This is a genomic window from Kitasatospora sp. McL0602 (genome assembly GCF_052076145.1).
Lineage (GTDB): Bacteria > Actinomycetota > Actinomycetes > Streptomycetales > Streptomycetaceae > Kitasatospora.
This window is the reverse complement of the sequence record NZ_CP197246.1, coordinates 278966-303979: the sequence shown is the minus strand read 5'-3', so window position 1 is coordinate 303979 and position 25014 is coordinate 278966. Positions and strand designations below refer to the sequence as shown.

At 72.0% G+C, this 25014-nt stretch carries 20 protein-coding genes and 2 pseudogenes; 15 read left to right on the top strand and 7 right to left on the bottom strand.

What is annotated here, in order from left to right:
* Positions 1-2 precede the first annotated feature (2 nt).
* From ACR68M_RS01485 to ACR68M_RS01445, 9 genes are all read left to right on the top strand, one after another.
* Entirely contained in the window at positions 3-2348 is a 2346-nt protein-coding gene (locus tag ACR68M_RS01485; protein WP_441248527.1) for a B12-binding domain-containing radical SAM protein, read from the top strand.
* Between the two features lie 5 nt (positions 2349-2353).
* The gene (locus ACR68M_RS01480) at positions 2354-2476 is read left to right on the top strand and encodes a hypothetical protein (protein ID WP_441248526.1); all 123 of its coding nucleotides are present in this window, start codon (positions 2354-2356) and stop codon (positions 2474-2476) included.
* A 109-nt stretch (positions 2477-2585) separates the two neighbouring features.
* Positions 2586-4139, top strand: coding sequence for a radical SAM protein (locus ACR68M_RS01475; protein WP_441248525.1), 1554 nt, complete (start codon positions 2586-2588; stop codon positions 4137-4139).
* Positions 4132-4941, top strand: a complete 810-nt coding sequence (locus ACR68M_RS01470; protein WP_441248524.1) for a hypothetical protein — start codon at positions 4132-4134, stop codon at positions 4939-4941. The genes ACR68M_RS01475 and ACR68M_RS01470 overlap by 8 nt, the downstream gene beginning before the upstream one ends.
* Before the next feature lie 35 nt (positions 4942-4976).
* Positions 4977-5858, top strand: coding sequence for a hypothetical protein (locus ACR68M_RS01465; RefSeq protein ID WP_441248523.1), 882 nt, complete (start codon positions 4977-4979; stop codon positions 5856-5858).
* Complete coding sequence (locus tag ACR68M_RS01460) at positions 5846-6775, top strand: ABC transporter ATP-binding protein (protein WP_441248522.1); 930 nt, start codon at positions 5846-5848, stop codon at positions 6773-6775. The genes ACR68M_RS01465 and ACR68M_RS01460 overlap by 13 nt, the downstream gene beginning before the upstream one ends.
* The gene (locus ACR68M_RS01455; protein WP_441248521.1) at positions 6772-7527 is read left to right on the top strand and encodes an ABC transporter permease; all 756 of its coding nucleotides are present in this window, start codon (positions 6772-6774) and stop codon (positions 7525-7527) included. The genes ACR68M_RS01460 and ACR68M_RS01455 overlap by 4 nt, the downstream gene beginning before the upstream one ends.
* A 4-nt stretch (positions 7528-7531) precedes the next feature.
* Positions 7532-9367, top strand: a complete 1836-nt coding sequence (locus ACR68M_RS01450) for an alpha/beta hydrolase family protein (RefSeq protein ID WP_441248520.1) — start codon at positions 7532-7534, stop codon at positions 9365-9367.
* Complete coding sequence (locus tag ACR68M_RS01445) at positions 9364-10017, top strand: DUF6445 family protein (RefSeq protein ID WP_441248519.1); 654 nt, start codon at positions 9364-9366, stop codon at positions 10015-10017. Before ACR68M_RS01450 ends, ACR68M_RS01445 begins: the two co-directional genes overlap by 4 nt.
* 28 nt (positions 10018-10045) lie before the next feature.
* Here the strand turns inward: ACR68M_RS01445 and ACR68M_RS01440 are convergent, their stop codons facing one another.
* Positions 10046-13732, bottom strand: coding sequence for a WGR and DUF4132 domain-containing protein (locus ACR68M_RS01440; protein WP_441248518.1), 3687 nt, complete (start codon positions 13730-13732; stop codon positions 10046-10048).
* A gap of 235 nt (positions 13733-13967) precedes the next feature.
* On the opposite strand from ACR68M_RS01440, the gene ACR68M_RS01435 reads away from it, so the two are divergent.
* Positions 13968-14741, top strand: coding sequence for a PE-PPE domain-containing protein (locus ACR68M_RS01435; protein WP_441248517.1), 774 nt, complete (start codon positions 13968-13970; stop codon positions 14739-14741).
* A gap of 58 nt (positions 14742-14799) precedes the next feature.
* On the opposite strand, the gene ACR68M_RS01430 is transcribed toward ACR68M_RS01435, so the two are convergent.
* Entirely contained in the window at positions 14800-17184 is a 2385-nt protein-coding gene (locus tag ACR68M_RS01430) for a helix-turn-helix domain-containing protein (RefSeq protein ID WP_441248516.1), read from the bottom strand.
* Positions 17185-17350: 166 nt separating this feature from the next.
* Between ACR68M_RS01430 and ACR68M_RS01425 the strand changes: the two genes are divergently transcribed.
* From ACR68M_RS01425 to ACR68M_RS01415, 3 genes are all read left to right on the top strand, one after another.
* Positions 17351-17617, top strand: a complete 267-nt coding sequence (locus tag ACR68M_RS01425; RefSeq protein ID WP_441248515.1) for a hypothetical protein — start codon at positions 17351-17353, stop codon at positions 17615-17617.
* Entirely contained in the window at positions 17598-18071 is a 474-nt protein-coding gene (locus tag ACR68M_RS01420; RefSeq protein WP_441248514.1) for a hypothetical protein, read from the top strand. Before ACR68M_RS01425 ends, ACR68M_RS01420 begins: the two co-directional genes overlap by 20 nt.
* A gap of 122 nt (positions 18072-18193) precedes the next feature.
* Complete coding sequence (locus ACR68M_RS01415; RefSeq protein ID WP_441251802.1) at positions 18194-19429, top strand: MFS transporter; 1236 nt, start codon at positions 18194-18196, stop codon at positions 19427-19429.
* On the opposite strand, the gene ACR68M_RS01410 is transcribed toward ACR68M_RS01415, so the two are convergent.
* On the bottom strand, positions 19380-19532 hold the full coding sequence (locus ACR68M_RS01410; protein ID WP_441251801.1) for a hypothetical protein: 153 nt from the start codon (positions 19530-19532) through the stop codon (positions 19380-19382). The genes ACR68M_RS01415 and ACR68M_RS01410 overlap by 50 nt on opposite strands.
* Positions 19533-19598: 66 nt before the next feature.
* Positions 19599-20804 (bottom strand): hypothetical protein, encoded by a 1206-nt coding sequence (locus ACR68M_RS01405; RefSeq protein ID WP_441248513.1) that lies wholly within the window; start codon positions 20802-20804, stop codon positions 19599-19601.
* A gap of 430 nt (positions 20805-21234) precedes the next feature.
* Between ACR68M_RS01405 and ACR68M_RS01400 the strand changes: the two genes are divergently transcribed.
* Positions 21235-21897, top strand: a complete 663-nt coding sequence (locus ACR68M_RS01400) for a hypothetical protein (protein ID WP_441248512.1) — start codon at positions 21235-21237, stop codon at positions 21895-21897.
* Between the two features lie 296 nt (positions 21898-22193).
* On the opposite strand, the gene ACR68M_RS01395 is transcribed toward ACR68M_RS01400, so the two are convergent.
* From ACR68M_RS01395 to ACR68M_RS01385, 3 genes and pseudogenes are all read right to left on the bottom strand, one after another.
* Positions 22194-23045 (bottom strand): hypothetical protein, encoded by an 852-nt coding sequence (locus ACR68M_RS01395; protein ID WP_441248511.1) that lies wholly within the window; start codon positions 23043-23045, stop codon positions 22194-22196.
* Between the two features lie 19 nt (positions 23046-23064).
* A pseudogene (locus ACR68M_RS01390) lies at positions 23065-23373 on the bottom strand (recombinase family protein); the annotation flags it as partial.
* Between the two features lie 68 nt (positions 23374-23441).
* A pseudogene (locus ACR68M_RS01385) lies at positions 23442-23730 on the bottom strand (pyridoxamine 5'-phosphate oxidase family protein); the annotation flags it as partial.
* Positions 23731-23857: 127 nt separating this feature from the next.
* On the opposite strand from ACR68M_RS01385, the gene ACR68M_RS01380 reads away from it, so the two are divergent.
* Positions 23858-24736 carry a glycoside hydrolase family 18 protein gene (locus ACR68M_RS01380; RefSeq protein ID WP_441251800.1) on the top strand — a complete coding sequence of 293 codons (879 nt, stop codon included), beginning with the start codon at positions 23858-23860 and terminating at the stop codon, positions 24734-24736.
* Positions 24737-25014 lie beyond the last annotated feature (278 nt).

Below are 25014 nucleotides of genomic sequence, written 5' to 3'. Positions count from 1 at the left end.
TGATGCCCTCGCGTGACGCGTCCCGGAAGTCCCGGGTGCTGCTGGTGAACCCGCCGCTGTGGAATCCCTACGCCCCGCACCTCGCGGTGCCGCTGCTGCTCGCCGTGCTGCGCCGCCACGGGGTGGCCGCCTCGGCTCTCGACCTGTCGGCCGAGACAATGCGCTTCCTGCTGAGCGAGCAGGGAGCCGGTGACTACGCGGCCGAGCGCGGTGACCTGCTGAGCCCGCGGGAGCGGGACCGGTTCGAGGCCGCCGGATCGGCGGTCGACCGGGCGGCCGCTTTCCTGCGCTCCCCCGAGAGCATCGAGGACGTCGACGGCTACCGGGCGGCCACGGCCGTCTGCCACAGCGTGCTCGACGGCGTGGCCGCGCTCACCCCTGGCGCCGCGCTGAGCTTCGACCGCTTCGACCTGCGGGACCGGCCGGTGGGCACCCGTCAGGTGATGCGAGCGGTCGCCGACCCCGCGCACAACCCGTACTGCCACGTCTTCGAGCGGGTGCTGGTCCCGCGCCTGCGGGAGATGCCCGAGCTGGAGATCGTGGGCCTGTCGGTCTCCGCCGACTCGCAGCTCATCGCCGCGCTCACCGCAGCCCGGCTGGTCAGACGCGAGCGGCCCGACGTCCACATCACCGTGGGCGGCAACTTCGTGACCCGGATCGCCGACCGGTTGCGGCCCGGCCACCCCTTCTTCGACCTGGTGGACTCGATCGTCCGGTACGAGGGCGAGGAGTCGATCGTCGACCTGGTCGACCGGCTGCTGGCCGGACGGACGCTGCACGGGGTGGCCGGCATCCTGATACCGGACGGCGACGAGCTGCACCGCTGCCCGCCGTCGACCGCCTCGCTCGGCGAACTGCCCGTACCGGACTTCACCGACCACCCGTTGACCGACGGCTACCTCGCGCCGGGCCCGGTGCTGCCGGTGATCGCCTCCCGCAGCTGCGCCTGGAAGTGCGCGTTCTGCGCGATCCCCTTCGCGTCCGACAAGTTCCGCATCCGGGCCCCCGAGGCGGTGGTCGCGGAGCTGGACGAACTGCACCGCCGGCACGGCACCCGCCACTTCCAGTTCGTGGACGAGATCCTCACCGTGCGCAGCATGCGCGCCCTCTCCCAGGGGCTCGCCGACCGCGACTACCGCTGGTACGGGGAGACCCGGTTCTCCCCGACGATCGACCGACGCCTCACCGACGCGATGTACGCGGCGGGCTGCCGCCGGCTCGACCTCGGCCTGGAGTCCTACAACCAGGACGTGCTGGACCGGATGCGCAAGGACGTCCAGGCGTCCTGGATCGCGCCGAACCTGGACGCGCTGCTCGCCTCCGGGATCAGCGTGCACCTCTTCGGCATCGCCGGGTTCCCCGGCGAGGCACGCTGGCAGACCGCGCGCACGGTCGAGTTCGCCGCAGCCACGCTGGCCCGCTCTCGCGAGCGCTACGACGTGCCCGACAGCACCTTCGGGATCGGCCCCTTCGTCCTGGACGCGCTGTCGCCGGTCGCCGCCACCCCGGCGGACTTCCAGGTCCGGGTGCTGCACCCGGACCCGACCGAGGACCTCCAGATGACGCTGCGGTACGACTACCTCGGACCGCTGCCCGAACCGACCAGCGCCGAGGACCTGGCGGTCGCGGCCCGTGCCGAGCGCGTCCTGAGCAGCTCCCTCGGCACGGACGACCGCCCCGCCGAGGAGGTCATCTTCCTGCGCGCCGACCAGCGCAAGGACCGGGGTGCCGACCTGGGCAGCGACCCCGGCGTGCGCTGCCCCGGCCCCGGCTGGGAGCGTCTCCCGCTGCGCCCCGCCGGTGGCTGGGTGATCCAACGCCGCTCCGGGCAGCGGACCTTGCTCTACGAACCACGGCAGGGCGCGCTGCTGGCCCTGCCGACCCGGCTGCTGGACGCCCTGCCGGGCACCGCCGCCGAGCTGTGCGCCACCGAGGAGGAGCGCGACCTGCTGCGGACGGCCCTCCACCACCACTGTCTCGAGCTCGCCGACGACGGGACGGGCCGGCTCACCTCCGCCGACCAGCTCACCGGCGACCTGCTGCTGCGCGCGGCCCCCGGCACCGAACTGGTGCGGGACGGCGCCGACGCCTTCCTGAGCTCGCGGACCACCGGGCAGCGACTGCGGCTCTCGCCCTCCGGCGCGGCCGTCGCCGACCTCGTCGCCGAAAGCGGCGGAGGCGGCAGAGGCGGCAGAGGTGCCGGTATCCGCGTGGCCGATCTCGAGTCGGGGTTCGCGCCCGGCTCCGCCCCGCGGCTGCGCACCTTCGTGTGGCGGCTGCTGCTCACCCAGCTCCTGTCCGTCGAATCGGCGGACAGGTCACCCCACCAGTCGACGGAGAGGAGGTGAACGGCATGGACGAGCGGATGGAGACCCCCGAGGTGGAGGTCGAGTTCGAGGACGACGGTTTCTTCGAGCCCACCATCGAGGAGGCCATCATGGCTTCCGGCCTGCACCGGCAGTTCCTCGCGGAGTAGCCGCGACAGCAGCACGGCCCGGTGCACCGGGGCCAAGCCGGTGCACCGGGCCTGCCGCTCCCATCATCCCCCACCCCGCGTAGGCGAACGTCCGTCCCGAAGGACACCGATGACGACGACTCCCGTCCTCCTGCCCCTGGCGCAGGTCACCCGCGCCGCTCCCGCCGCGACCGCCGCCGTCGTCTCGCTGCCCTTCTTCACGCCGTTCGCGACCTGCTACCCGGCCGTGCTGATCACCCAGCGGCTGGAGGCGCTCGGCTGCCGGGCCCGCTTCCTGCCCGCGCACATGGAGTTCTACGCCTTCGCCCGTGGTCACGGGATGCCGGAGGCCCTGTACAAGCGGTTCACCAACCGGCACTTCATCGCCGACGTGGCACTGCTGCCGCTGTGGTCGCCACCCACCGCCGCGCAGCCGGCAGAGCGTCAGGACCTCGCCCGGACAGAGCTCCTGGCGGAGGCGGACGAGGAGGCGCAGCTGCGCGACCTGTTCGACGCCTATCTGGACCGGCTGGCCGAGCGGGTGGTCGGCAGCGACGTGCTCTGCCTGACCAGCACGCACTTCCAGCTGCTGCCCAGCCTGCTGCTGGCCCGGCGGGTCGCCGAGCTGGCGGCCCGCCGGGGCGTGGCCAGGCCGCGCGTGGTGATCGGGGGCTACTTCGGCGCCTACCAGGTGGCCCGTGACCTGTTGACGATGCATGAGGAGATCGACGTGGTCGTCTACGGCGAGGCCGAGGACGTCCTGGCGGACGCCCTGGACCATGCCATGGCGGGGCGGCGCCGCGTGGTGGCCGGTCGTGCGCACAGCTTCAAGGACGCCTACGCCGGACAGGCCGGCCTCGTCCGGGCGAGCGTGCGGCGGCCCTGGCTGCGGAGCCGCCTGGTGGTCAGCATGGAGCTGTCCCGGGGCTGTTACTGGGACCGCTGCGACTTCTGCAACTTCAACGACTCCTACGACGTTCGCTTCAAGATGCACGACCCCGCCCGGGTGCTGGCCGAGATGGCGGAGCTGGCGCGGGTGTACGGCCAGCAGCGGTTCCAGTTCCTCGACACCGCCCTGCCGCCGCGCCTGACCAATGCCCTGGCGGCCTCCGGCGAGCGCCACGACTACGAGGTGTTCTGCGAGATCAGGCCGGACTTCGGCGCGGAGCGACTGCGCGAGCTGACCGCGCTGGGCCGGGTCACGGTGCAACTCGGCATCGAGACGCTGCTGGAGGACCACCTGGCCCTGATGAACAAGCGCCAGAGCGTCGAGGAGGGCGTGCGGATGCTCTACGCGGCACGTGACCTCGGGATGGACAGCGTGTGGGGCGTGATGATCGGACACCCGAAGGAGACGCCGGAGCACCGCCGACAGCTGCTGGCGGAGATCCGGGCCCACCGCCGGGCCGGGCTGCCCGCCCCGAAGTACCTCACCGAGTGCGAGCTGCGTCCGGGCAGCGGGCTGTGGGACGAGCGGCAGGCGCTCGGGCTGTCCGTCGAGTTTCCGTGGCGGATGTTCGACAGCGTGCTGCCGCCCGCCGAGCACGCGTGCGCGCTGATCCCGAGCCGGGTCCGCGGCATGCCGTTCGACCGGGCGGAGTACCGGGCCGACCGGCGGGAGATCGGCGCCGAGTTGACGGCCTGGCAGGCCGAGCAAGGGATGGCGGTGGGGCTGGATGCCTGACCGGCCCGCCGTCCTGTCGGCCCGATTCTGCGGCGTCACGACGGAGTTCCACTGTGCCGACCCCGGGGACGTCGACCACCTGGAGTACTACCTGCGCGACCACCTGGTCGCCGGCGCCGCCCCGGAGCTGTCCGTACTGCTGGAGAGCGCGGACGGCGGCTCGTTCATCGCCGCACTCGGCACCCCGACCGTCAAACGGGCCTGGTGGCGCACCCCGGGCTCGCCGTGGCAGCTGTACGAGGAGTGGCAGAGCAGGGCGGAACGGCCGTCCCCGGTACCGCCGTTCGGCCTGGCGCCGCTGCGCGACCTGGTGCGGATCCGGCACGGGGCGGCGCTGGCCGCACCGGACGGCAGCCTCCGGACGCTGGCGGTCACCGGCGCCAGCGGGGCGGGCAAGTCGGTCTGGCTGGTCCAACTGCTGCGCGCCGGTTGGCGGTTCGTCTCCGACGACCTGCTGGTCCTGGACCGGAAGGCCCCCGGCAGGCTGCACTACTACGGTCGGCCCGTCGGAGTACGCGAACGCAGCCTGCCACTGCTGCCCTGGCTGGACGAGACGGTGCTGGCCGACGCCCCGCGCATCCCGACCCGGTGGGGCGACACCTGGATGGTGCGCCCGCAGCGGCTCGGCCGCTGCGCGGAGCCGGGCCAGTTGCTCACCCTGGCCTGGCGCCTCGACCTCGCCCGGGGCGATGACTTCACCGTCCGGACGGCCGGTGGCACGGCCCGCGTCAGCTGGGATCCGCAGCGGCATCTGGAGCTGCTCGGCGCCGTCTGCGCGGAGCTGACGGGATTACGGAGTTGACGGGAGTACGGAGTTGACGGGAGTGCGGAGCGCCCATGCCTGATGACACGGAACTCCTCGCCGGGGCCGAGCGGCTGCTGGACTTCTTCGGCACGGTGGTGCGGGTGTCGTGCAGCCCGGCGGATGCCGAGGACCTGGACTTCTTCTTCGGCCCGCACACCGCCCCGCCCACCGCCAGGGCCGACTACCGGGTCGAACTGCTGGGCACCCGGGGCGGATTCCTGCGGTCGTTGCTGGCCAAGGACGACGAACCCAAGACCTTCCGGCTGCGGTCGGAGCCCGGCGGGGAGCTGATCGAGGAACGCCGGTTCACCCGCTGGTCGTCCGTGCCGTCGCCGCTCCCGCCGTTCCGGGTGCTGCGGGACGCCATCGGCCTCGTCCAGGCCACCGTGCTGGCCCGGGGCGGCCGGTGCGTGGCGTTCTTCGGCGAGCCGCACAGCGGGAAGACCAGCCTGGGGCTGGCCCTGTCGGCGCGCGGCTGGGCCCTGGTCTCCGACCAGCTGCTGGTCGTCGAGCGCGCCACCGGCGCCGTCCGCCCGTATCTCACCCCGACCGGGGTGCGGGGCCGTACGCTGGCCGCCATGCGCGACGGGGTGCTCGCCGGTCTCGAACAGCGCCGCTCCTACTGCACGGTGAGCGGCGAGGTGGTGCTGGCCCGGCCGGAGAGCCTGGCCGAGGTCGTCCCCGTCGACCGCCGCCTGGGCCCGGCCCACCTGGTCGCCGTACGGCGCGGCGGCAGCACGGCCACGCTCGTGCCGGGCGGCCGGGCCCCTCGGGTGTGGCCCGCCGACGCCTGGCCCTGGCTCGGCGACGCGCTCGCCGCCGAGCGGCCGCGAAGTCTGCTGACGCTGCCCGACCAGGGTGGCGAACAGCAGGGAGCAGACCTAGTGGAGGAGTACTTCGGGTGCCTAGCCTGACCGTCGACCAAGTGACCAAGCGCTACCGCAACGGGAAGGAGGCGCTGTCGGGAGTCTCCTTCGTGGTGGAGCCCGGCACGCTGCTGGCCGTGGTGGGGCACAACGGCGCGGGGAAGTCCACGCTGCTCAACATCATCTCCGGGCTGATCCGCCCCAGCTCCGGCGCGGTGCGCACCGACATCGGCCGGGGCCGGGTGATGTGGGCCCCGCAACGGACCATGGTGGACTGGTCGCTGACGGTACGTCAGAACATCGAACTGGTGGCCCGGCTGACCGGTACGCCGGCCTCCCGGGTGGACCTGATGCTGCAACTGCTGGATCTGGAGAAGATCCAGGGCCAGCAGGCGGAGTACATCTCCGGTGGTCAGTTGCAGCGGGTGCAGATCGGCCGCGCCCTGGTGGCCGAGGCCGCGGTGTACGTGCTGGACGAGCCGACGGCCGGTCTCGACCCGGCGGCCGGTGAGCTGGTGATGAACCACCTGCGGGACCGGGCGGCCGGGGGCAGCACCGTGCTGGTCTCCTCGCACGACCTGGACGCCGTCGAGCGGACCGCCTCCGACCTGGTGCTGCTGGACGCCGGGCGGCTCCAGGCGCACCTGCCGATCCAGGAGTTCATCCGACGGGCCGGCGCCACGATGAAGGTGAACGTCACGCTCGGGGCGCGGATGACGGTGAGCCAGGCGGCCGCACTGGCCGACGGACTGCCACCGGACTGGAGCCTGGAGACCGAGCCCGACCTCACCGGCCTCTCCGTGCGGGCGCCGCTGGCCACCGGCCTGCGGCCGGTCCTGGCCTGGCTGCCACCCGACCTCGCCGTCCAGGACCTCAGTGCCGAGAAGCAGTCCCTGCGGGACGTCTACCTGGCCCGCTACGCCGAACGGACCCCCGTACCCGAGAGTGTGACGGTGCAGCAGTGAAGACCTCCCTGACACTGGCCCGGTTCCACCTGCTGAGCGTGTGGAACTGGCGGACCAGCCATCTGAGCCGGGTCATCGAGGCCCCGGCGTACTTCCTGTTCATGGTCACCGGCCTGGGCACCCTGGTCGGGGGCGCACGGATCGAGGGCATGACGTACGACGACTTCGCCTACGCGGGCGTGCTGGTGGTGATCTCCATCCGGGCGCTGTTCTGGTGCATGGGCGACGTCGCCAACGACCGCAAGTGGGGCACGTACGCCATCGCCCGGACGACCGACGTGTCGTTCTCGCAGTACATCGGCTCGATCCTGACCGCCAACGGCCTGGTGGCGGTGGTGCAGATCGCCGCCATCCTGGTGCTGAAACAACTGCTGGGGCGCGGCAGCCCGGCGCAGGACGCCGCGATGGCCGTGCTGGCGGTCCTGGTGTGCCTGCTGACGGTGCTGACCGGGTGCGCGCTGGGCTTCGGGGTGAACAGCTACAGCAAGCGGGACCTGCTGACCGCCCTGTTCAGCCTGCCGCTGGTGATGACGGCGCCGCTGTTCTACTCGCTCCACCACGTGCCGGTGTTCATGAAGGCACTGGCGGCGGTGAACCCGTTCACCTACTGCGTGCTGCTGGTCCGTTCCCCGGCCTCGGACACCTTCCCGTTGGAGGCCACCGCCGGCTGCCTGGTCACGGCTGCGCTGGTGGCCGGCGCCCTCGTGCTCGCCTCCGGCCGCCACGAACTCGCCTCCAACGAGCAGGGCTGAGCCGATGACGAGGGCGGGCGCGGCACCGACGCGGGCGGCAGTGCACGGGCTCCTCACCTGCGGCCGGGCCGGGTACTGGTGGGAGGACTCCGAGGCCGGGGCACGGCTGACGCGAGGGGACGCCGAGGGCGTCCACCCGGTGCAGCTCGGCGACGGTGGCGACGGCAGCGACGGGCTCGTACCGCTGGCCGTCCATCCGGCCGACGGTGCCCCGCCCGCCGTACTGCGCGGGTGGCCGGGCGGCGACTACGGCTACCTGTCCGAGCCGCAGGCACCGGACCAGGTGCTCGCCCGGCGGCCCGCCCTCGTGCGGCTGGCCGAGGTGGCCTCGGCGGTCGGCCGGGACGCGGGGCCGGGGTTCGTCTACACCGGCTTCCCGCCGGGCGCCCGCCTGTCGGCCCCGCCGGTCGAGGGCGTCCGGGTCGCCGTCCACCGGCTGGGCGACCCCTTCCGGGCGGACCGGCCGGTGCCTCTCGACGTGGGCCCCGGCGCCCTGCTGTCGCTGGAGGCGACCGCCGACCCCTCGGCGGCGCTGCTGAAGTCCGCCTCACCGGAGGGGACTTCGTACCAGCTGCTGCGATTCGGCGGGGAGACGCCCGACGGGGTCACGGTGACCCGGCTGGCGGTCGCCGCGACCGCCCGCACCCGGCTGGTGCTCGGCGCGGACCGGTGGTGGCACGGCGAGGCGCTCGGCACGCCGCGGGCGGAGCTCCGCGCACTACGGGCGGGATCGACCGACCCGGCGGGCGCCGAGCGTGTGGTCTTTCCCGACGGGACGGCGCTGGCCTGGTTCTGGGGCACCCGGCGGGGCGTGCTGGTCCGGGCCCTGACCGGGCGAGGCGCCGGTGCGGGCGAGGCGCTGTACTGGGTGGACGGCGACACGCTGCGGCCGAGGCTGGTCGCGGGCGGCGAGCCCGGTGGCTCCTTCCCCGAGATCGCGGCCTCTCCCTCCGACGACTGCGCGGTGTGGCTGCGGGTGTCGGCCCGGCCGGGCGGTGCGTCGGTACGGCGGATGGAGCTGCTCCTCGGCGGCGAGGACGAGCCCCGGCGGCTGCGCGAGGAGCTCTGGCCGATGCCGGCGCGGCGGGTGACGGAGTACTGCACGGCGGGCGACGGGCTGCGGCTGCCCGTGCAGCTGTCGGGCGACGCCGGGCCCGTCCTGCTGCTGGAGCACGGCGGTCTGACCGCGCTGGCCAACGCTCCCCTGGAGCGGGCGCTCGAGGAGATGACGGGCGCCGGCGAGGTGTCACTGGCCCGGGTGGTGACCCGTTCGCTGGTCCCTGCCCACCGAGTGCCGCAAGGTGAGCGTGGCTACAACGACCTGCTGCACGCGGCGCGTTGGCTGCGCGAGCGGGTCGGGCCGACGCGGCCGCTGGTGGTGCTGGGGCACAGCATGGGCGCGGTCGGCGCCGCCCGTGCGGTGCTGCTGGAGCCGGGGCTCTTCGACGGCTGGGTGCTGCGGTTCCCGGTCACGGACCTGGTCGGCTTCCCGGCGCTGGGCATCGGAAGGCACTGGACGGCCATCCTCGGTGACCCGGCCCGCCCCGACCACCGCGCCGCCCTCGCTGCCCTGTCGCCCCTCCATCTGCCGTTGCCCGCACACCCGTTGCCCCCGCTGCTGATCCAGACCGGGACGTACGACACCCGCGCCGACTCCCGCCACGGCGAGCTGCTGGCCCAGCGGCTCGGCGGAGCCGGGCCGGTGACGCTCAGCAACTACCCCATCGGCCACGTGGAGCGCTTCTGCGAGGCGGCGTCCCGCCGCGCGGTGGCCGAGGTGACCGCCTTCGTACGCGGCTGCCCACCGCTCGCCAGAGATCTCGAAGGAGCATCACTGTGACCGTCACCGGCACCGACCACGCCTCCCTCATCGTCGTCGACGACGTGTACGCCGACTTCGAGCGGGCCCGGACCGCCGCCCTGGCCTGTACGTTCACCCCGAGGACGGACAGTGCCTTCGCCTACCGCACCTCGCCCGCCCCCTCCTGGATGGCGGAGGAGGCGGTCGACCGGATCTGCGACGTGCTCGGTCCGGGCAGCCGGGAGGAGCTGATCGCCAACCACCTGCACATGTCCTCGGCGATGGACTGGACGGTCAACCTGCACCGGGGCGCCCGCATCCACGTCGACGAGGCGCGCTGGGCCGGGGTGCTCTACCTGAACACTCCGGAGCAGTGCCGCGGCGGCACCTCCCTCTACGCCCACCGGCGCACCGGCGTACGGCACTTCTTCGACCTGAAAGGGCGCCCCGACGCACAGGAGATCCTCGCGGACGGCGGTGACATCGACCGCTGGCAGGAGCTGGCCTCACTCGCCATGGTCCCCAACCGGCTGATCCTCTTCGACCCCGGCCAGTTCCACCAGGCACAGGAGTACTTCGGCCACAGCAAGGACTCCGCCCGCCTGATCCACAACTTCTTCTTCCGCCACATCCCGGCCCACTTCGCCCCCCAGCAGGACCAGCCCCACCGGGAGGCGCCAGCCTCCTGACCTGGGCTCGGCCGTCAGCTCGGCGGTGTTACGAGGCCGTCACCGCCTCCAGGTCGGCGATCAGCTCGGAGGCGGTGACCAGGTCCAGGTCGCCGAACCGCAGCGGGTAGTGGTGGCCGGGCGAGTGGTCGCCCGGCGCCGAGTCCAGCCAGACCGTCTCGAAGGTCTGGTCGGGGAACTCGTCGACCATGCCGACCCAGATGCCCTCGTCGAGCGCGATGACCAGGTGGCAGCCGTCGCCGAGCCGCTTGGAGAACCAGCGCTCGATGCCCGCGTCCTGCGGCTGCCCGCGCTCCCAGCCCCGCTTGGTCAGGCCGAGCAGGCGGCCCACCGCCACCGTGCGGCCCTCGAAGCGGTGCAGGCGGTTGGCGGTCGCCTCCTCCGGCGTCACCCGGTGCACCGGCCGGCCGAGCTGCGCGAACGGCTGCAGGATCTCGTAGTCGGCGAAGAGCTCCGACCACGCCGCCACCGCCTCACCGAGGTGCAGCGGATGGGCCAGGCGCACCGTCGCCTGCTCGGCGAGGGTGAACTCGCGGTCGTCGACGTCGGCGAAGGTGCGGTCCTCGGCGACCCGGAAGGCGGTCCTGGCCGTACCGCCGCTGCCGTCCGCACCGTCTGCGCCGTCGGCGAGCCAGACCAGGCGCCGCACCAGGTGCCGGAGCAGCGGGTGCTGGACGAGGAGCTCCCGGAACTCCGTCGCCGTCCAGCTGCGCTGGGCGACCATCGCCGCCTCCAGACGGTGTATCTGGTCGACGGCGATGGTGCGGACGTCCTTCTTCAGCGTGACGAACCGCTTGCGCTCGGCGGGGGCGAGCTCCTGGTCGTCCTTGACACCGGGGGCGGGCAGGTCCTTGCGGCGCTTGCCGTCGGCGTCCATGACGAAGGGGCGCAGCTGCTCGTCGAAGCCCACGGTGAAGCGGCGCGGGCCGTAGTCGACGACCGTGGTGCCGTCCACGTCGAGGCCGAGATCGGGGACCAGGCGGTCCGCGAGCTGCTCGCCGGTGAGGCCCAGGCCCTCCGCGACCTCGGAGATCTTCTCCTGGGCGCGGACCTTGAGCGCCTTGAACTTCACCCGTTGGGCGATGCTGTGCAGGTGCAGCAGTGCCACGTCGCTGCCGATCTCGGCGAGGACGCCCAAGCCCTCGACCGCACGGTGGTGCGCGCCCTCCCCGGGCCAGTCGCGCAGGATCGGGGTGAGCCGGCGGACCGTCCCGTCGTCCCCGAGCGACCCGAGGGCGTGCAGGGCCCAGCTCTCCTTGGCGGGCATGGTGGCTTGCCGCCACTCCTCGAACAGGGCCCAGGCGAACTCGGCCAGCGAGTCGGCGCGGCACGCGTCGACGACGACGGCGAGCCCTGGGTACGGGTCGGCTGGCTTCGACAGCGAGAGCATGGTCAGCACGTGCCGGACGGAGTCCTCCGGCAGCGCCGCACCCGAGGCGAGCAGAAGCTGCGGCAGCACGGTCGGCCGCACCCAGGCGGGCAGCACCGGCATCCGGGCGGGCAGCGCGTTCTCCAGCGGGTCCGTGGCCAGCGCCTCGGCGACGATCTCCGCCGCCTCCTCGCCGTGGCGGGCGACCACGGCGGCAAGCACGGCGCCCGTGCCCTCACACGCCGCGACCAGCCGCAGCGCCTGCTCCGCAGCACGGCGGGCAGGCCCGGCCGGGCCGACCGCGTCGGGGGTCAGCAGCAGGCCCGCCGCTGTGCCGTGCCGGGCGAACCAGGAACGGGCCGTCGGCTGCACCGACTTGAGCCGGACCATTCCCTCGGCCATCACCCGCGCCGCACCGGCGTCGAGGAACGGCAGCAGGAGCGGCGCGAATTTCGCCGGCTGGGCCTGCGCGACCGACAGCACCGTCGGCAGCGCCGCCAGGCCGTACTTGGCGACGACCGGCCGCAGGTACTCCTGACCGCCCCACAGGTTCGTGGGCCGCCACGTCTCCACCTCGGGGGCGAGCACCTCGACGGGGCCCTGCGCCAGGAACCGGCCCGCGTACCAGAGACTGCCGCTGCTCCCGAGCACCTTGGCCGCCTCCAGGCCCCAGTCGGTCGACTCCGGGTACTCCCACCCCGAGTACGGCGTCCGGGCCCACTGCTCCTGCTCACCCGCGCGCCACGCCAAACTCGCTGCGCCGTCCGGCTCCAGGCCGGCGAGCACGCGCTGCTTGCGGGGTGCGCGTCGGCGCGTCCACGGGGGAGAGACCAGCAGCTCGGGGAGTGCCTCCGGTGCCGCCTCGGCGACGCGCTGCCGGGATTCGCCGATCGTTCGGACCAACTCCCGCGTCGAGTCGTCGAGATGGGGCAGGAGCTCGGGCAGGACGGCGCTGTTCAGCAGCACGTGGGAGTTGAGGAGCTGCCGCGCGGCGGGCGCGTTCTTGCCGCCCTTGACCACCGCTGCGGCAAGCAGCCGCACGGCACGGGCCGGGTAGCGCTGCACGGCCTCCTGGAGGGCGGCCCGGGTGTACTTGTCGTCCAGGCGGGCGAGCAGGAGGCGGAAGGCGTCGTCGGTCGGGAACCGAGCCACCACCGAGGCGATGTCCCGCACCCGGTCGGAGCCGTAGGCCTGTTCGAGCGCCTCGCCGAGGAACGGCACGCAGGCCGTCCCGAGGCTGTCGGCAAGGGTGGCTATGAGCTGAAGCGACCAGCCGTTCCAGGGCAGCTTCGGGTGGTGGCCGAGGCGGTCCACCTGCGCCGGGTCGTCGAGCGCGCACAGCAGCAGCGGCCGCAGCTTGGGCCCGTCGTCGCCGTAGCCGGGCTCGTCGGCCACGCAGTCGTCGGCCCACCCCGGGGTGCCCGGCGCGAGGAAGGCGGCGACGACCCGGCGCTGAGGCGTCGTCCGGCACGTGCCGAGGGCGGCCACGGTCTCCTGGTACGCCGCCTCGTCCGTGGACGCGAGCAGTGCCCGCACCCGGGCTGCCAGCGAACGCTCGACGTGCAGCGAGTGATGACCCGCCGAGGCCCGGAACCGCAGTGCCGGGTCGGTCCGCCTGGACCTGTGCTGCTGCCAGTGGGTCTCGATCTCGAAGACCTCCACCGCCGCTCGGGCGGCGAACGCCGGCCCGTGCTGCGCGACCCACGCGTCGGCGACCGGTGACTCCTCCTGGCTACCGGGCCGCCACGCCGGCGGCAGCATGCTCGCCACGGCGGCGGCCCCGACCGGATCCGCCTCCCCGGCCAGGTAGGCGCGCGCGGCGCGCACCAGCGTCGGCTCGGAGTGGTGGGAGGCCAGCACCTGCGCGATCCAGTCCTGTTCGGACGCGATCCGCTCCTCCTGCGCCGCCACGGCCGCTGCAGCCTCCGGCCCGGCCGACACCTCGGCCGACACCCCGGCCCGCACCGCACCGCCACGGCGCGGGGGGACCAGCTCCTGCCAGGCGGCGGGCAGCACGAAGGAGTCCTCGTCCGGCAGCCCGCTCGCGGTCACCGGCTCGGCCACCGGCTCGGTCGGCTCGGTCGGCTCGCCCAGCTCGCCCAGCTCGGCCTGCGAGGGCTGCGGCGCTGTCTGCACGTCGGCCCCGACCTCGGCATAGCCCTTGCGCTCCTTCTCCGCCACGAGCCTGCCGAAGTGCGCCTCGGCCGCCGCGACCGAATCGAGCTCCTTCACCTGGGCGCGGCCCTCGGTGCCGATCCGGCCGTAGCGCACACGTACGGTCGCGCCCTCGGCCGCCGCCTCCCAGAACTTCGCAGAACCGTCACCGACGAGCTCCCAGCGCCGCACAGCACCCCCTCCTTGCCATGGTCAGCCACCGGGTGCAGTGATCGTCCGGTGATCGATGACCGAACCCTACCGACCGGCCCTGACAGCCCCTGTCGTGCGATCGGCGGGGTAGCCGGAAAGGGGCCCGGTCATATGTGGCCGGTTCGTTGGCCTGGGCGGATGGTGGACCGGCCAGCAGGATGAGTGAACGCCCGGTGCGGGTACCCGCCCTGACCTCATGGGAGCTGACTCACGCATGTCCGACCCGACCTCGTACAAGCTGATCCGCCGTTGGAAGGCCGTCCTAGGGGCGGTGGCCCTGGCGCTCTCCGCCGCCGTCGCCGTGCCGACCGCCGCGCACGCCGACTCCGCGCACCACTACTACATCGAGATCGGCGGCACCGGCTCGGCCGCGGACGCGCCGGGCTGCACCTACTCGTACTACTACGCGAACCAGCACCTCAACGGCGGCATCGCCGTGCCGGTCTGCTACCCGGCCAGCGGCGGGCCGTTCGTCGGGAGCCACAACGAGCAGCCGGCGCCCTTCGCGCCGAGCTTCGCCGACAGCGTGAACCAGGGCTACCAGAACGCGCTGGCCACCCTGGTGAACACCTACCACGCCGACCCGGCAGCGCACTTCACGATCGTCGGCTACTCGCAGGGCGCCTGGGTCGGCGACCTGGTGCTGCAGAAGGTCGCGAGCCACGGCACCGACGTCCCGCCCTCGCAGGTCTCCGGCAAGCTCTACGCCGACCCGATGCAGCCCGGCACCGGCTTCTGGCACCTCATCCCGCAGGGGGTGCCGCTGCCGCTGGTCGCGGTGTCGCCCGGCACCGGCCCCGAGGACTTCGCCGGGGTGCCGGTGCAGCGGTACTGCATCCACACCGACGGGGTCTGCGACGCGACCTCGCTCGACTCCTTCAACGGCTGGTTCCAGAACCACCCGCTCTACTGGCAGGACGGCAACATCATGACCCGGACCATCGGCAGCGAGGGCGGCAACGGGACGTACTGGTACCCGGCCGCCTGACGCAGCCCGACCAGGGGGAGTGCGGCCACCCGGCCCGGTGCCGGGTGGCCGCCCCCGTTCATGTCCCTGTGGTGAACCGGGCCGGTGCGTAGGCGGGTTGCTGCTCGCGGAAGGTGCGCCCGAGGTGGTGCTGCAGCCGGACGTGCCGGAACTGGTACACCGCGCCCGCCCGGCGGAGCACGCCCCGGCGGTACGCGTCGTCGAGGAAGGCCGCGGTGTCCCAGGGCAGCAGGCCGGTCAGCGGCAGCCAGACGCGGCACAGGACGACCCACTGCCCCCAGGCGGTGAACGAGAACACGTAGGAGCTGACACCCCCGAGGCCGCCCACGGCGCCGATGAAGAGCCCGTCCGACATCGGCCAGCTCAGCCGGCCGAAGAAGACCCCGAGCAGGTCGGTGACCAGCCGCCCGCCGAAGGCGATCGCCACGGTGAGCAGCGGAATCAGGACCACGACCTGTCGGCCGACCGTCGCCCGGTTCGACGAGAGCAGGTCCGCCGGGGTGGCGGCGGAGGTGACGTCCAGCGGTGCTTCGAGAACGGCCAGCAGCCCGAAGACCAGACCGGCGGCCAGGCCGAAGATCAGCCCGAAGCCGAGCATGTCGATGAGCGTGCCCTTGATCACCGAGCTGTTCAGGAGCGGGACGCCGTCGTAGAGCGCGTGTTCGAGGGCGAAGGCGACGGCGCAGCCGACGCCCATGACGGACCCGCCCAGCAGCCCGCTGCCGAACCGGGCGGTGAACGTCCGGGCCGCCCCCCGGCCGATGCCCTGGTACGCCCCGGGCAGCCGTAGCCGCACCCGGGACGGCTCGAAGACCCCGCGGCCGACGGCGGCCAGGACGGCGTACACCGAGCCGAAGGCCAGCCCCGCGAACAGGCCCATCAGAGCCCCTTGCAGCAGGATCTCGGCGAGCCCCAGCCGGGTGACGAGCAGGCAGGCGCCCCAGTCGGCCCCCGCGATGCAGAGTGCGGAGACCAGTACGGTCACCGCGACGCGGGTCGAGAGCCGCAGCGAGTCGGCGATCTGCCACCAGGCGAGATCCTGCCGGTCCCGGTCGAGCCGCACCAGGTGGTGGGCGAGGTGGCCGAGCCAGCGCAGAGCCCGCTCCGGGGCCCGGTCGCGCCGCCCGTCCGGGCCGTGGGGGAGGGCAGGGCCGGGGGCACGGCGGTGGTAGACGGTGGGGACGAAGCCGGCGAGCAGGTGCTCCTCCAGGGCGTGTTCGGTGGGGAACCGGTCGCCGTCCAGCAGCTCGGCCGGGTCGCTGTCCCGTACGTCGCTGTACATCGTCCGGGCCAGGACGACCATCAGCGGGGTGCTCAGCACCGACGCCAGGCGCCGGGCGGCCGGGGTGTCCCGGCTGACCAGGTCCGCCAGGACGCGGGCCCAGACCGGTCCGGAGCCGGTGCCGGTGCTGTCGTTCTCGACGGCCGGGCGGGCGGTTCGGGGCAGGTAGCCGAGCAGGTCCTCGACGCCGAGACCGGCGAGCTCGATGCCGGCGGCCAGGACCAGCGGGGTGTTCGCCGCCTGGACGGCCTCGGCGTACTCGCCGCGTCGGCTGGTGACGACCAGCGGCAGCGAGGTGGCGTTGAGCGCGTGCAGGGCATCGCACCGCAGGCCCTCCGCGATCTCGTCGAAGCCGTCCAGCACCGGCAGCACGAGATCGGCGTCGATGAGCGCGGCAGCCAGGGTGGCCCCGCTCGGGACGCGGCGGGCCAGGTGCGGATGGTCCCGGAGCAGCAGGCCGAGCAGCCAGTCCCGCAGCTCGGTGACCGCAGGATCCCAGGAGCCGAGACTGAAGATCACCGGCACCGGGTCGGCGGAGGCCCGCGCCTCCAGGACGTCCAGGGCGAACCTGATCGTCAGGATCGACTTCCCCGAGCCGGCCCGGCCGAGGATCACCAACCGCCCGGAGTCGATCCTCCGGTAGACCTCGGCGACGGTCCGCACCTCGCCGCTCAGGTCCAACTCGAAGGGCACGGCGCCCGGTTCGAGCAGCCGGTAGTTGTCCTCGTGGTCCGTCAGGCCCGCCGGCGCGGCCGCCCAGCGCACCGGCAGCGGGAAGGGGTCGTGCACCCGGCGCTGTTCCTCCTCGCGCCGCCAGCGCCGCCGGACCTCCCGGGCCAACTCGTCGGCGGAGCCTGCGAGTGCGTCCCGTACCGGCGACGGTCGGGGGCCGCTCGGGGCGGGTACGACCGGTGCGGGCACGACCGGTGCGGTACCGGCCTTGCCGAGGGTGCCCGCGAGCAGGCGGCGCTCCTCGGGCCCGGCCTCCAGGGCGTCCGCGAGCAGGTTCACCGTGCCGAGCCGGTGGTCGGTGGACTTGCCGTTCTCCAGCCTGCGGATGGTCCGGACACTCACGCCGGACCGGCCCGCCAGATCCTCCTGAGTCAGCCCCGACCTGCTCCGCAACCGACGTAACAACGGGCCGAGTTGATCCGTCTCCACGGGGCTCCCTCCGGTCGATTACGGCCGTGCACGACCCTACCGTGACGGCCGGTCACCGATGGCCGGTGCCCTGGCCTGGCCGGTGGGCGGCCCGGCGGCCAGCATCGGTGCTGCTTGAGGACCTGTGCCTTGAGGACCTGTGACTTGAGGACTGTGAGGAGTCGACATGGCCTACCGCTACTGGTGCGGCGAATGCGGTTTCAAGACGCCCTGGCTCACCGAGGACCAGGGCAGCCTGCGGCAGATCGAGCACTATGCCAAGCAGCACCCGGGAGTCCCTCCCGGCGGCCAGGTGGAGACCAGACTGCTGCGCCCCGGCGGGGGTCTCGGCTGCCTCCCGGCGCTCGCCGTCGCCGTCCTGTTGCTGGCTCTCGCAGTCTCCTGCCGGAGCTTACGAAGAGAGGTGAACGACCATGGGAACATCGACATATGAACAGTCCTGGGACTCCGTAGCCGCCGCGCACCGGGCCCTGCACGGGATCTTCCTCGGGGGCAAGCAGGCCGGACAGCTACGGGTCGACATCGAGCTGGCAGGCCCGGCCTTCGTCGGCGTCCTGAGCGCCTTCTTCCGCAACGTCGTGGAGCGGGTCTTCAGCGGCCACGAGAGTGTCCGCGCGGTGCAGTCGTACCTGGAACTGCTGAAGTCGGCCTATCCCGAGGAGCTGTCGGCCCTGCTGCCGCACCCGATGGCGGTCTTCCTGCTGGAGCAGATCGGCCCGGGGGCGCCGCCGCCTGGCCGGTCGGCGCTGTGCCCGCTGGAGGGCGGCGTGATCCACCAGATGCGGCTGGTGGTCGAGTACGTGGCCAGGTACGAGAACCTCGCCGGGCCGGAGCTGGAGCTGTACCTCCAGGGGTCGTGCGCGCGCTACTACGTCGGCGACTGCTGACCGGCGCTGCTGTCGGGTCCGGTGGCCCGGGGCCTTGGCAGTGCCTGCCCCGGGCCCTACACTCGGCCGGACATGAGCTGGCCTCATGTTTCCAAGCTGTCCGCTCCGAGAAGAGGTCGGCCATCGACGGTGGTGCCCTGTCCGAACCGACGGCCCGGGTCTCGTGGCGCTGGACGGCCTCGCTCAGCCTCGCGAACCTCGCGGTCTTCCTCGGCTTCTTCACGCCGATCCAGATCCTGCTGCCGTTGCAGCTCGAACACCTCGACTCCGCCCACAAGGCCGGGCTGCTCTCCTGGGTGACGGGCGTCGGCGCCCTGGTCGCGATGCTGGTCAACCCGCTGGCCGGTGCCCTCTCCGACCGCACGACGTCGCGCTTCGGGCGCCGCCGACCGTGGATCCTGGCCGGGGCTCTGCTCGGCGCGGCCGGGCTGCTGCTCACGGCCGCGCAGGGCGGGCTGCTCGGCATCACGGCCGGCTGGGTGGCCGCACAGGCGGGCCTCAACATCATGCTGGCGGGGGTCACCGCGCCGGTGGCCGACCAGGTGCCGGTCGGGCAGCGGGCCGTGGTCTCCGGCTGGACCGGGATCAGCCAGTCGCTGGGGCTGGTGGTCGGGGCGGTGCTGGTGACGGTGCTGGTCAGCGGCGTGCTGCCCGGCTATGCGGCGACGGCGGCCATGACCGTGGCGCTGGCGCTGCCGTTCGTGTTCCTCTTCCGTGACCCGGTGCTGCCGCGCGAGCTGCGGGCCCCGATCGACCTCCGGGCCCTGGCGGCCGGTTACTGGGTCAGCCCACGCCGGTACCCGGACTTCGGCTGGGCCTGGCTGACCAGGTTCCTGATCAACCTCGGGAACGCGATCGGCACCCTCTACCTGCTCTACTACCTCACCGACGCCGTGCACTACCGCTCACCCGAGACCGGCGTGCTGATCCTCACCGCCGTCTACACCCTCGCCGCCCTGCTGACCGCCGTCCCGTCCGGCCTGGTCTCCGACCGCACCGGCCGACGGCGCGCCTTGGTCGTCGCCTCCTGTGGGGTGATGGCCGTCGCCGCACTGATCCTGGCGTTCCTGCACAGCTGGCCCGCCACCGTCCTGGCCGCCGCCGTCCTCGGCGCCGGTTACGGCATCTACCTGGCCGTCGACCAGGCCCTGGTCACCCAGGTCCTGCCCGCCGCCGCCGACCGCGCCAAGGACCTCGGCGTCATCAACATCGCCAACTCCGGCCCCCAGGTGCTCGCCCCCGCAGTCGCCGCGCCGATCGTCGCCGACTGCGGCGGGTACGTCGGCCTCTACGTCGCCACCGCCCTGGTCACCCTGCTCGCCGCCGCCCTGGTCCACCGCATCCGCGGCGTCGCCTGAGCAGTGTGGAAAACCGCGTCGAGGGCCCGGTACTGCCCGGGGCCCTTGTCGCGGGCGATCTCCCGCTGATGGTCGAAGGCGCTCGTCCCATGGACCGCGCGATCGAGCGCAGCGAGTCTCCCCGGGCCAGGCCCGGGGCCGCATCCTTGCTGGAGAGCGGATCTGATCGTCAGTCGGTCCGCGGCGCGGCCTCGACCACACTGATCTGATGGATCTTGCGCCGACGCGGGCTGCAGTGGACATCGACGACGTCCCCTACCCGGAACCGGTCCTTGAGCTCCGGGTTCGCTTCGCGTGAAAACATCGGCCGGCTCCACCGGTCGACCTCGAAGGACCAAGCTTTCCGCGTCGCCGGGTCCTCGATGGAGCAGCAGTAGTGCGTGACCTCCGTGTACGGGTCGTCGTAGTGAGTGTCGTAGTCCCAGCGCGAGATGACGGCACCGCGAAAGCTCGACTCATCGGGAACCGCAAGGACATGACGGCGGGCCGGCAGCCACAGGCCCCACAGCAGTACGCCGGTGAGCACCGGACCGGTGTCCCATTCCCAACCGAAGCGCGGGCGCGCGGTCAGGCTCACCACGACCACAACGACGAAGGCGGCGCACACGGCCACGGTCAGCACCACGAACTGCCACAGGTGTCCCCAGCGCGGGGTGTCCAGCGGCCCGGCGTCCACGACGTGCCACGATCTGCCGTACGAGGACCAGATCCGCCGTGACTCGCGTACGGGAAGCGCCGATTCGGGACCAGCCACCCCCACCTGGCGTTTGGGCAGCCGACGCTCTCCAGCGCGGTCGTGGGTCCGCCACTCGCGCGCGGCCTGCCGTCCGGCGGCCGTCAACCTGGGCCCGGACCCGAGCGGGACGTCCGACAGCCGCACCAGCCCCCACAGGCTGACCATGAGGACTGCTTTGAGAATGAACCGCACCCAGTCGGGACTCCAGGACACCCCGGCCCACAGGGCGCCGAACCAGGCTGCGAGGGCCGCACCCCGATACATCAACGTCACGTACTTGTTCCTGGCCGGCCGTATGGGCCCGAGGGCCGTCGCCTCGTCGCGGACGCTGCTCTGAAAGCTGCGCCACCACACCCAGAACTCGTCGCCGTCGCCCGGCCCGAGGGCGCCTCTCGGCACGCGGTCGACACCGCCGCTTCGGCAGCACCGGCGGATTCGTTCGATCACCAGTTCCTCGACGGGCCGCAGCGGTGCCGAGTCGGCGGTACGCGGGACGATCCGTACGGTCACCGTACCGTCGGCCTTCTGTTCACCCTTCAGCCGGCCGGTGCGGACCATCTCCAGGGCGGTGGTCTCGATGCCCTTCGGGGTTGCCTCCCCGTCTCCGAGAAGCAGGTTCACCACATCCGCGGTCAGCATTCGATATTCCATACGCACCCCCTGAGTTGTGACCGAGACGACCGTAGATGCTCCTGGGAATCACCGCATCGGGGTTACCACGCAGCCGAGGCACCGTCGAAGCTGGTGACCGACCTGGAGACCGCCCTCTCCGTGGCGATCCGACGGAGTCCCACCGCACTGTTGGGCCGCCTGCGCGGGCGCGCAGCCGGAGGGCTTTACCAGGGGGCACCAGGCATGCCGGAGGGGTTGGCCCAGTGGGGGCCAGAGCTCTTGATGATGCGGGAACGGGAGCGACGTCGCGGCCTGGCACCGGAGAACGACGTGGGAAGAGACATCGCGCAAGGGAGGCGAGCCCTGCCTGCTGACCCTTCTGCAGCTGGTGAAGGCCGCTGCGGGAACAGGCACTGGTCGCCCACGCTCCGCCAGATCCCCGCTCGACGCCTGGGACATGGCATGTGTGCTGGATGCGGTCGCCGAAACCGCCGACCAGGACGTGGTCCTGGCCCTGGCCGACCGGGCCGAGACACTGCTCGAGACCGTTGACGGCCGTGATCACGACATCCTGCTGAGGTCCCTGACACTCCTGCTCGCCCGGCACGGGCAGGCCGAGCGGGCCATGACCCTCGCCGACCGGCTCGACCCCGATCTGTCCGGGGCGCGGCAGGCGGACGTCGTCAGGGAGTTGGCCCGCTCCGGCGACACTGGCGGGGCCGAGGCTCTCGCCCACGCGATCACCGACCGCCGGGCACAGGACAGGGCGCTGATCGAAGTGGTCCGGGAGCTGGCCCTGCGCGGCGATCAGGGCCGGGCTGAGGCCCTGGTCCACTCGATCAACGACCGCTGGGCACAGGGCGGGGCACTGCTCGCGGTCGCCCGGGAGACGGCCCGGCACGGCGATCCGGACGGGGCCGAGACTCTCACCCGCTCGATCGCCCACCGCGGGACACGAGCCCGCGCACTGGCCGCACTCGTGGAGCTGTCCGAGCCGTCCCGCGCCCGCAGGCTCGCCGCGCAGGTGGTGGTTCTCGGCGGCTGGGATCCTGTTCTGCCGGTCCTGGAGCGGATCGTGCCCCGTTCAGTGGCAGTGGTCGTCGATCGGATGATGCGCTGAGCAAAAGGCTGCCGGACGCGAAGCCTCGGCTCCAGGCGGCGATCGAAGGCTCATAGCGGCCGAGGCAGGTCGGAGCAGCGGGGCTTCCGCCCCGGTGCGGACCGCCCCGGTCCCCGTGCCGGGGCGGCGTCAGGCCCGGCCGCCACTCGTCAGCTCGGGGCGCCCGGAGCCTGGCGTGGGGAGAGCCGGTACGGCAGTGAGTCGCTACCATGCGGGCGCCCGGTCCGAGGCGGGCTTGGCGTACGCCCTACGCGGCTTCCGCGGAGCGGGCACGTAGGGCGCCGGCGCCAGGTGGGTTACGTGCAGGCCGGGCCGGCTGTGACGGCTCCCTGGCCGAAGTTGGTGTCGATCGCCCAGCGGAACAAGGGCGCGTTCTTCGTCATCGTGCTGTCCACCCAGGTTGACTTGCAGAGTTGCTTCCCGGAGCGGGTCACGGTGATCTCGGTGGTGGCGCTGGGCTCCATCCGGCCCAGGGAGCATGCGAGGCCCCCTCCGGAGGTTTCCTTGCACCTGGCGTCGTCGGCCTTGACGTCAGAGCGGCTGATGAAGCTGACGTCGGTCGTCAGCGCGGCTCCGGCGCCGGAGTTCGTGACCGTGAGCCTCCAGTTGTCGTCGTCGACCGCAGTCAGCTCTCCGCTCATGTTCGGCGCTTGGGCGAGCCGCGTGGTGAAGCTGAGGTCACCGCTGAAGGTGGGCTTGGCGGTGTACGTCTGGTCCTCGGCGGTGCCGCCCTGCTCGGCGGACTCCTTCGCGTAGACCTCAAGGTCGGCGGTCACCGAGTAGGTGCCCTCTCCCTTGTAGGCCAGCTGCTTGCCCAGCTGCGTCTGGCCGACGTCCTCGCCGTCCTGCTTCAGTGTCCACCTGGACGTTGCGGTAAGGATCACGCAGGTGGTGTCGCAGTCGGTGGCCGCGCTGACGACCTTGATGTCCTTGCCGTCGGTCTCCAGGCACAGGGAGACGGTGGCCTTCCTGGTGGTGTTGATGTAGTCCGACCTCAGGATGACGTCTTGGGAGGGCAGGCAGTGCCGTTCGGGGGCGGCGGAGACCGCGGCGGGCGTGGCCACGGCGGGCATCGAGGTGGGCAGAGACAGCGCTACGGTCCCGGCCGCGAGAGCGGCGGCGGCGAAGAGGGTGCGGTTCTTGGTCACACCATGATCAACGACGAGGTCACCGTGAGGATGTCGGGACGGGGACGCCCTTGTCCTTGAGTGCCTGGGCGAAGGTGAGCATGTCGTCGTCGACGACCTTGGGCCGTCCGCCGTGGTTGCCCTTGGAGGCGGCGGACACCTGGCCTTCGAGGGTCTTCTCCCGGATGTAGTTCCGCTCGATCTGCGCGGCCGCGGCGAGCACGGCGAAGAACATGGCGCCCATGCCGCTGGGGTCGTGGATGCCGGTGAGCGGGCCGGTGAGGAGTTCGAGCTGGACGCCGGCGGCCTGCAGTTGGCCAGAGAGCGTCATCAGCTCGGCCGCGTTCCGCGCGAGGCGCTTGAGCTCGTGGACGGTGAGGATGACTTCCTGGTCGGGGGCGGCCTCCTTCATGTCGGGTCGAGGCGCAGGACCGCGACGTAGCTCAGCTCTTGTTCGTTGGGCCGGCCTGGTGTCCTGGGCGCGGCCCGGGACGACGTGGTTGACGATCGCTTCCAGGGCGTGGCGCTTCTCGTCCTCGTCGGTGACCTGGTGTGCCAGCCCGTGGGCGACGACGGAACGGTAGTTGACGGAGTGACGGAAGGCGGAGCGGCCCAGGATCAGACCGTCGAGATGAGTGACCGTCACGCAGACCGGGAGGCCGCCTGGTCGGCCGACCAAGTGGATCGGGCGTAAATGACCCGACCCGGGACAGAGTCTGAGACGATGGTCGGCGTCAGATGAGCAGTTCGCCGAACCGCTTCCCAGGGGGGATATTTTGTCGTCGACATCGTATCGTTACGCCGTCTACTACGAGTCCTGGGCCGACTCATGGGTGGGCGATCCAGCACGCGCGAAGTTGGCCAACCTTCCGGCCTACGTCGGCACGGTCATTTTGTGTTTCATGCAGCCCGACGCGCGATACACCAAGGGCAGCTATTCGCTTGGGGGGACCGGCATCCAGTTCTCCTACGATGGGACTGTCGTCCGCGATGCGGTGTCCCTACTGCGCCAACGCAATCCCGGCGTCGAGGTGCTCGTCGGGATCGGCGGCGCAGTCTACGACAACTGGTCGGGGCTGAACGTGACCGAGATTGCCGATTTCGTCAGCGACTTCGGCCTCGACGGTGTCGACGTCGGCTACGAGCCAACATACCCGGGGTGCGCGCCATCTCGGAATGGGTACGCGTGTGCAACGGATGAAGAGTACGTAGGGGTAGTGCGTAAGCTTTCCAAGGGGCTGCCCGCGGGATCGACTCTCTCGGTTTCGGTTTTCCACGTGGGTGCCTACGGTGAGGGGCAGTGGGCCAAATCCCAACCGATGAATAAGTACACCGGGGTCTCGCTCGCCCTGCTGCGCTCGGATGTGGCCGAAAAGATCACCCGGCTCAATATCATGGCCTATGACGCCAGCACCGCATACGACCCGCTGGTGGCCCTGGCCGCCTACCAGAATTATTTCAAGGGACCCATCCTGCTGGGTGTCGAAGTCGCACCCGAGGCATGGCCCCAGCAAGCGGCGCCGAACGCCCACGTAATCACGCTGCCGGAGGTCGAAGCGCTGGCCAATGGGGTCAAGGCCCAAGGCGGTGGCGGCATGATCCTCTGGAGCATGTTTAAGCGGGCCCAAGCCGGCACACCTACTTCCAACGAGATCTCCAAGCAGATCTGCGTAACCCTGGACCTGGGCGACTGTGATAAGCCGTTGGTTTAAGGCGCTCCTGCGGGCGGGACGGAAATGTAATTCAAGCAGCCGTTACGCTTCGCGATGACGTGGCGACCGCATCGGATTCGAGGATTGAAACCCTCTGGCTCTGGCTGGATTCGGGTCGGTGGTGTCCGTTCTCCGGTGCGGTCGTGGCTGTTCTGGACCTCGGTCGACCCCGGTCGGCGCGATTCCGGGGTTGGATTGGTAGGCCCGCATGTTCAGGGGTCGCGTATTCGGGGTTGAGACTGGTAGGCGCGCATGTTGAGGTGTCAGGTATTCCTGAT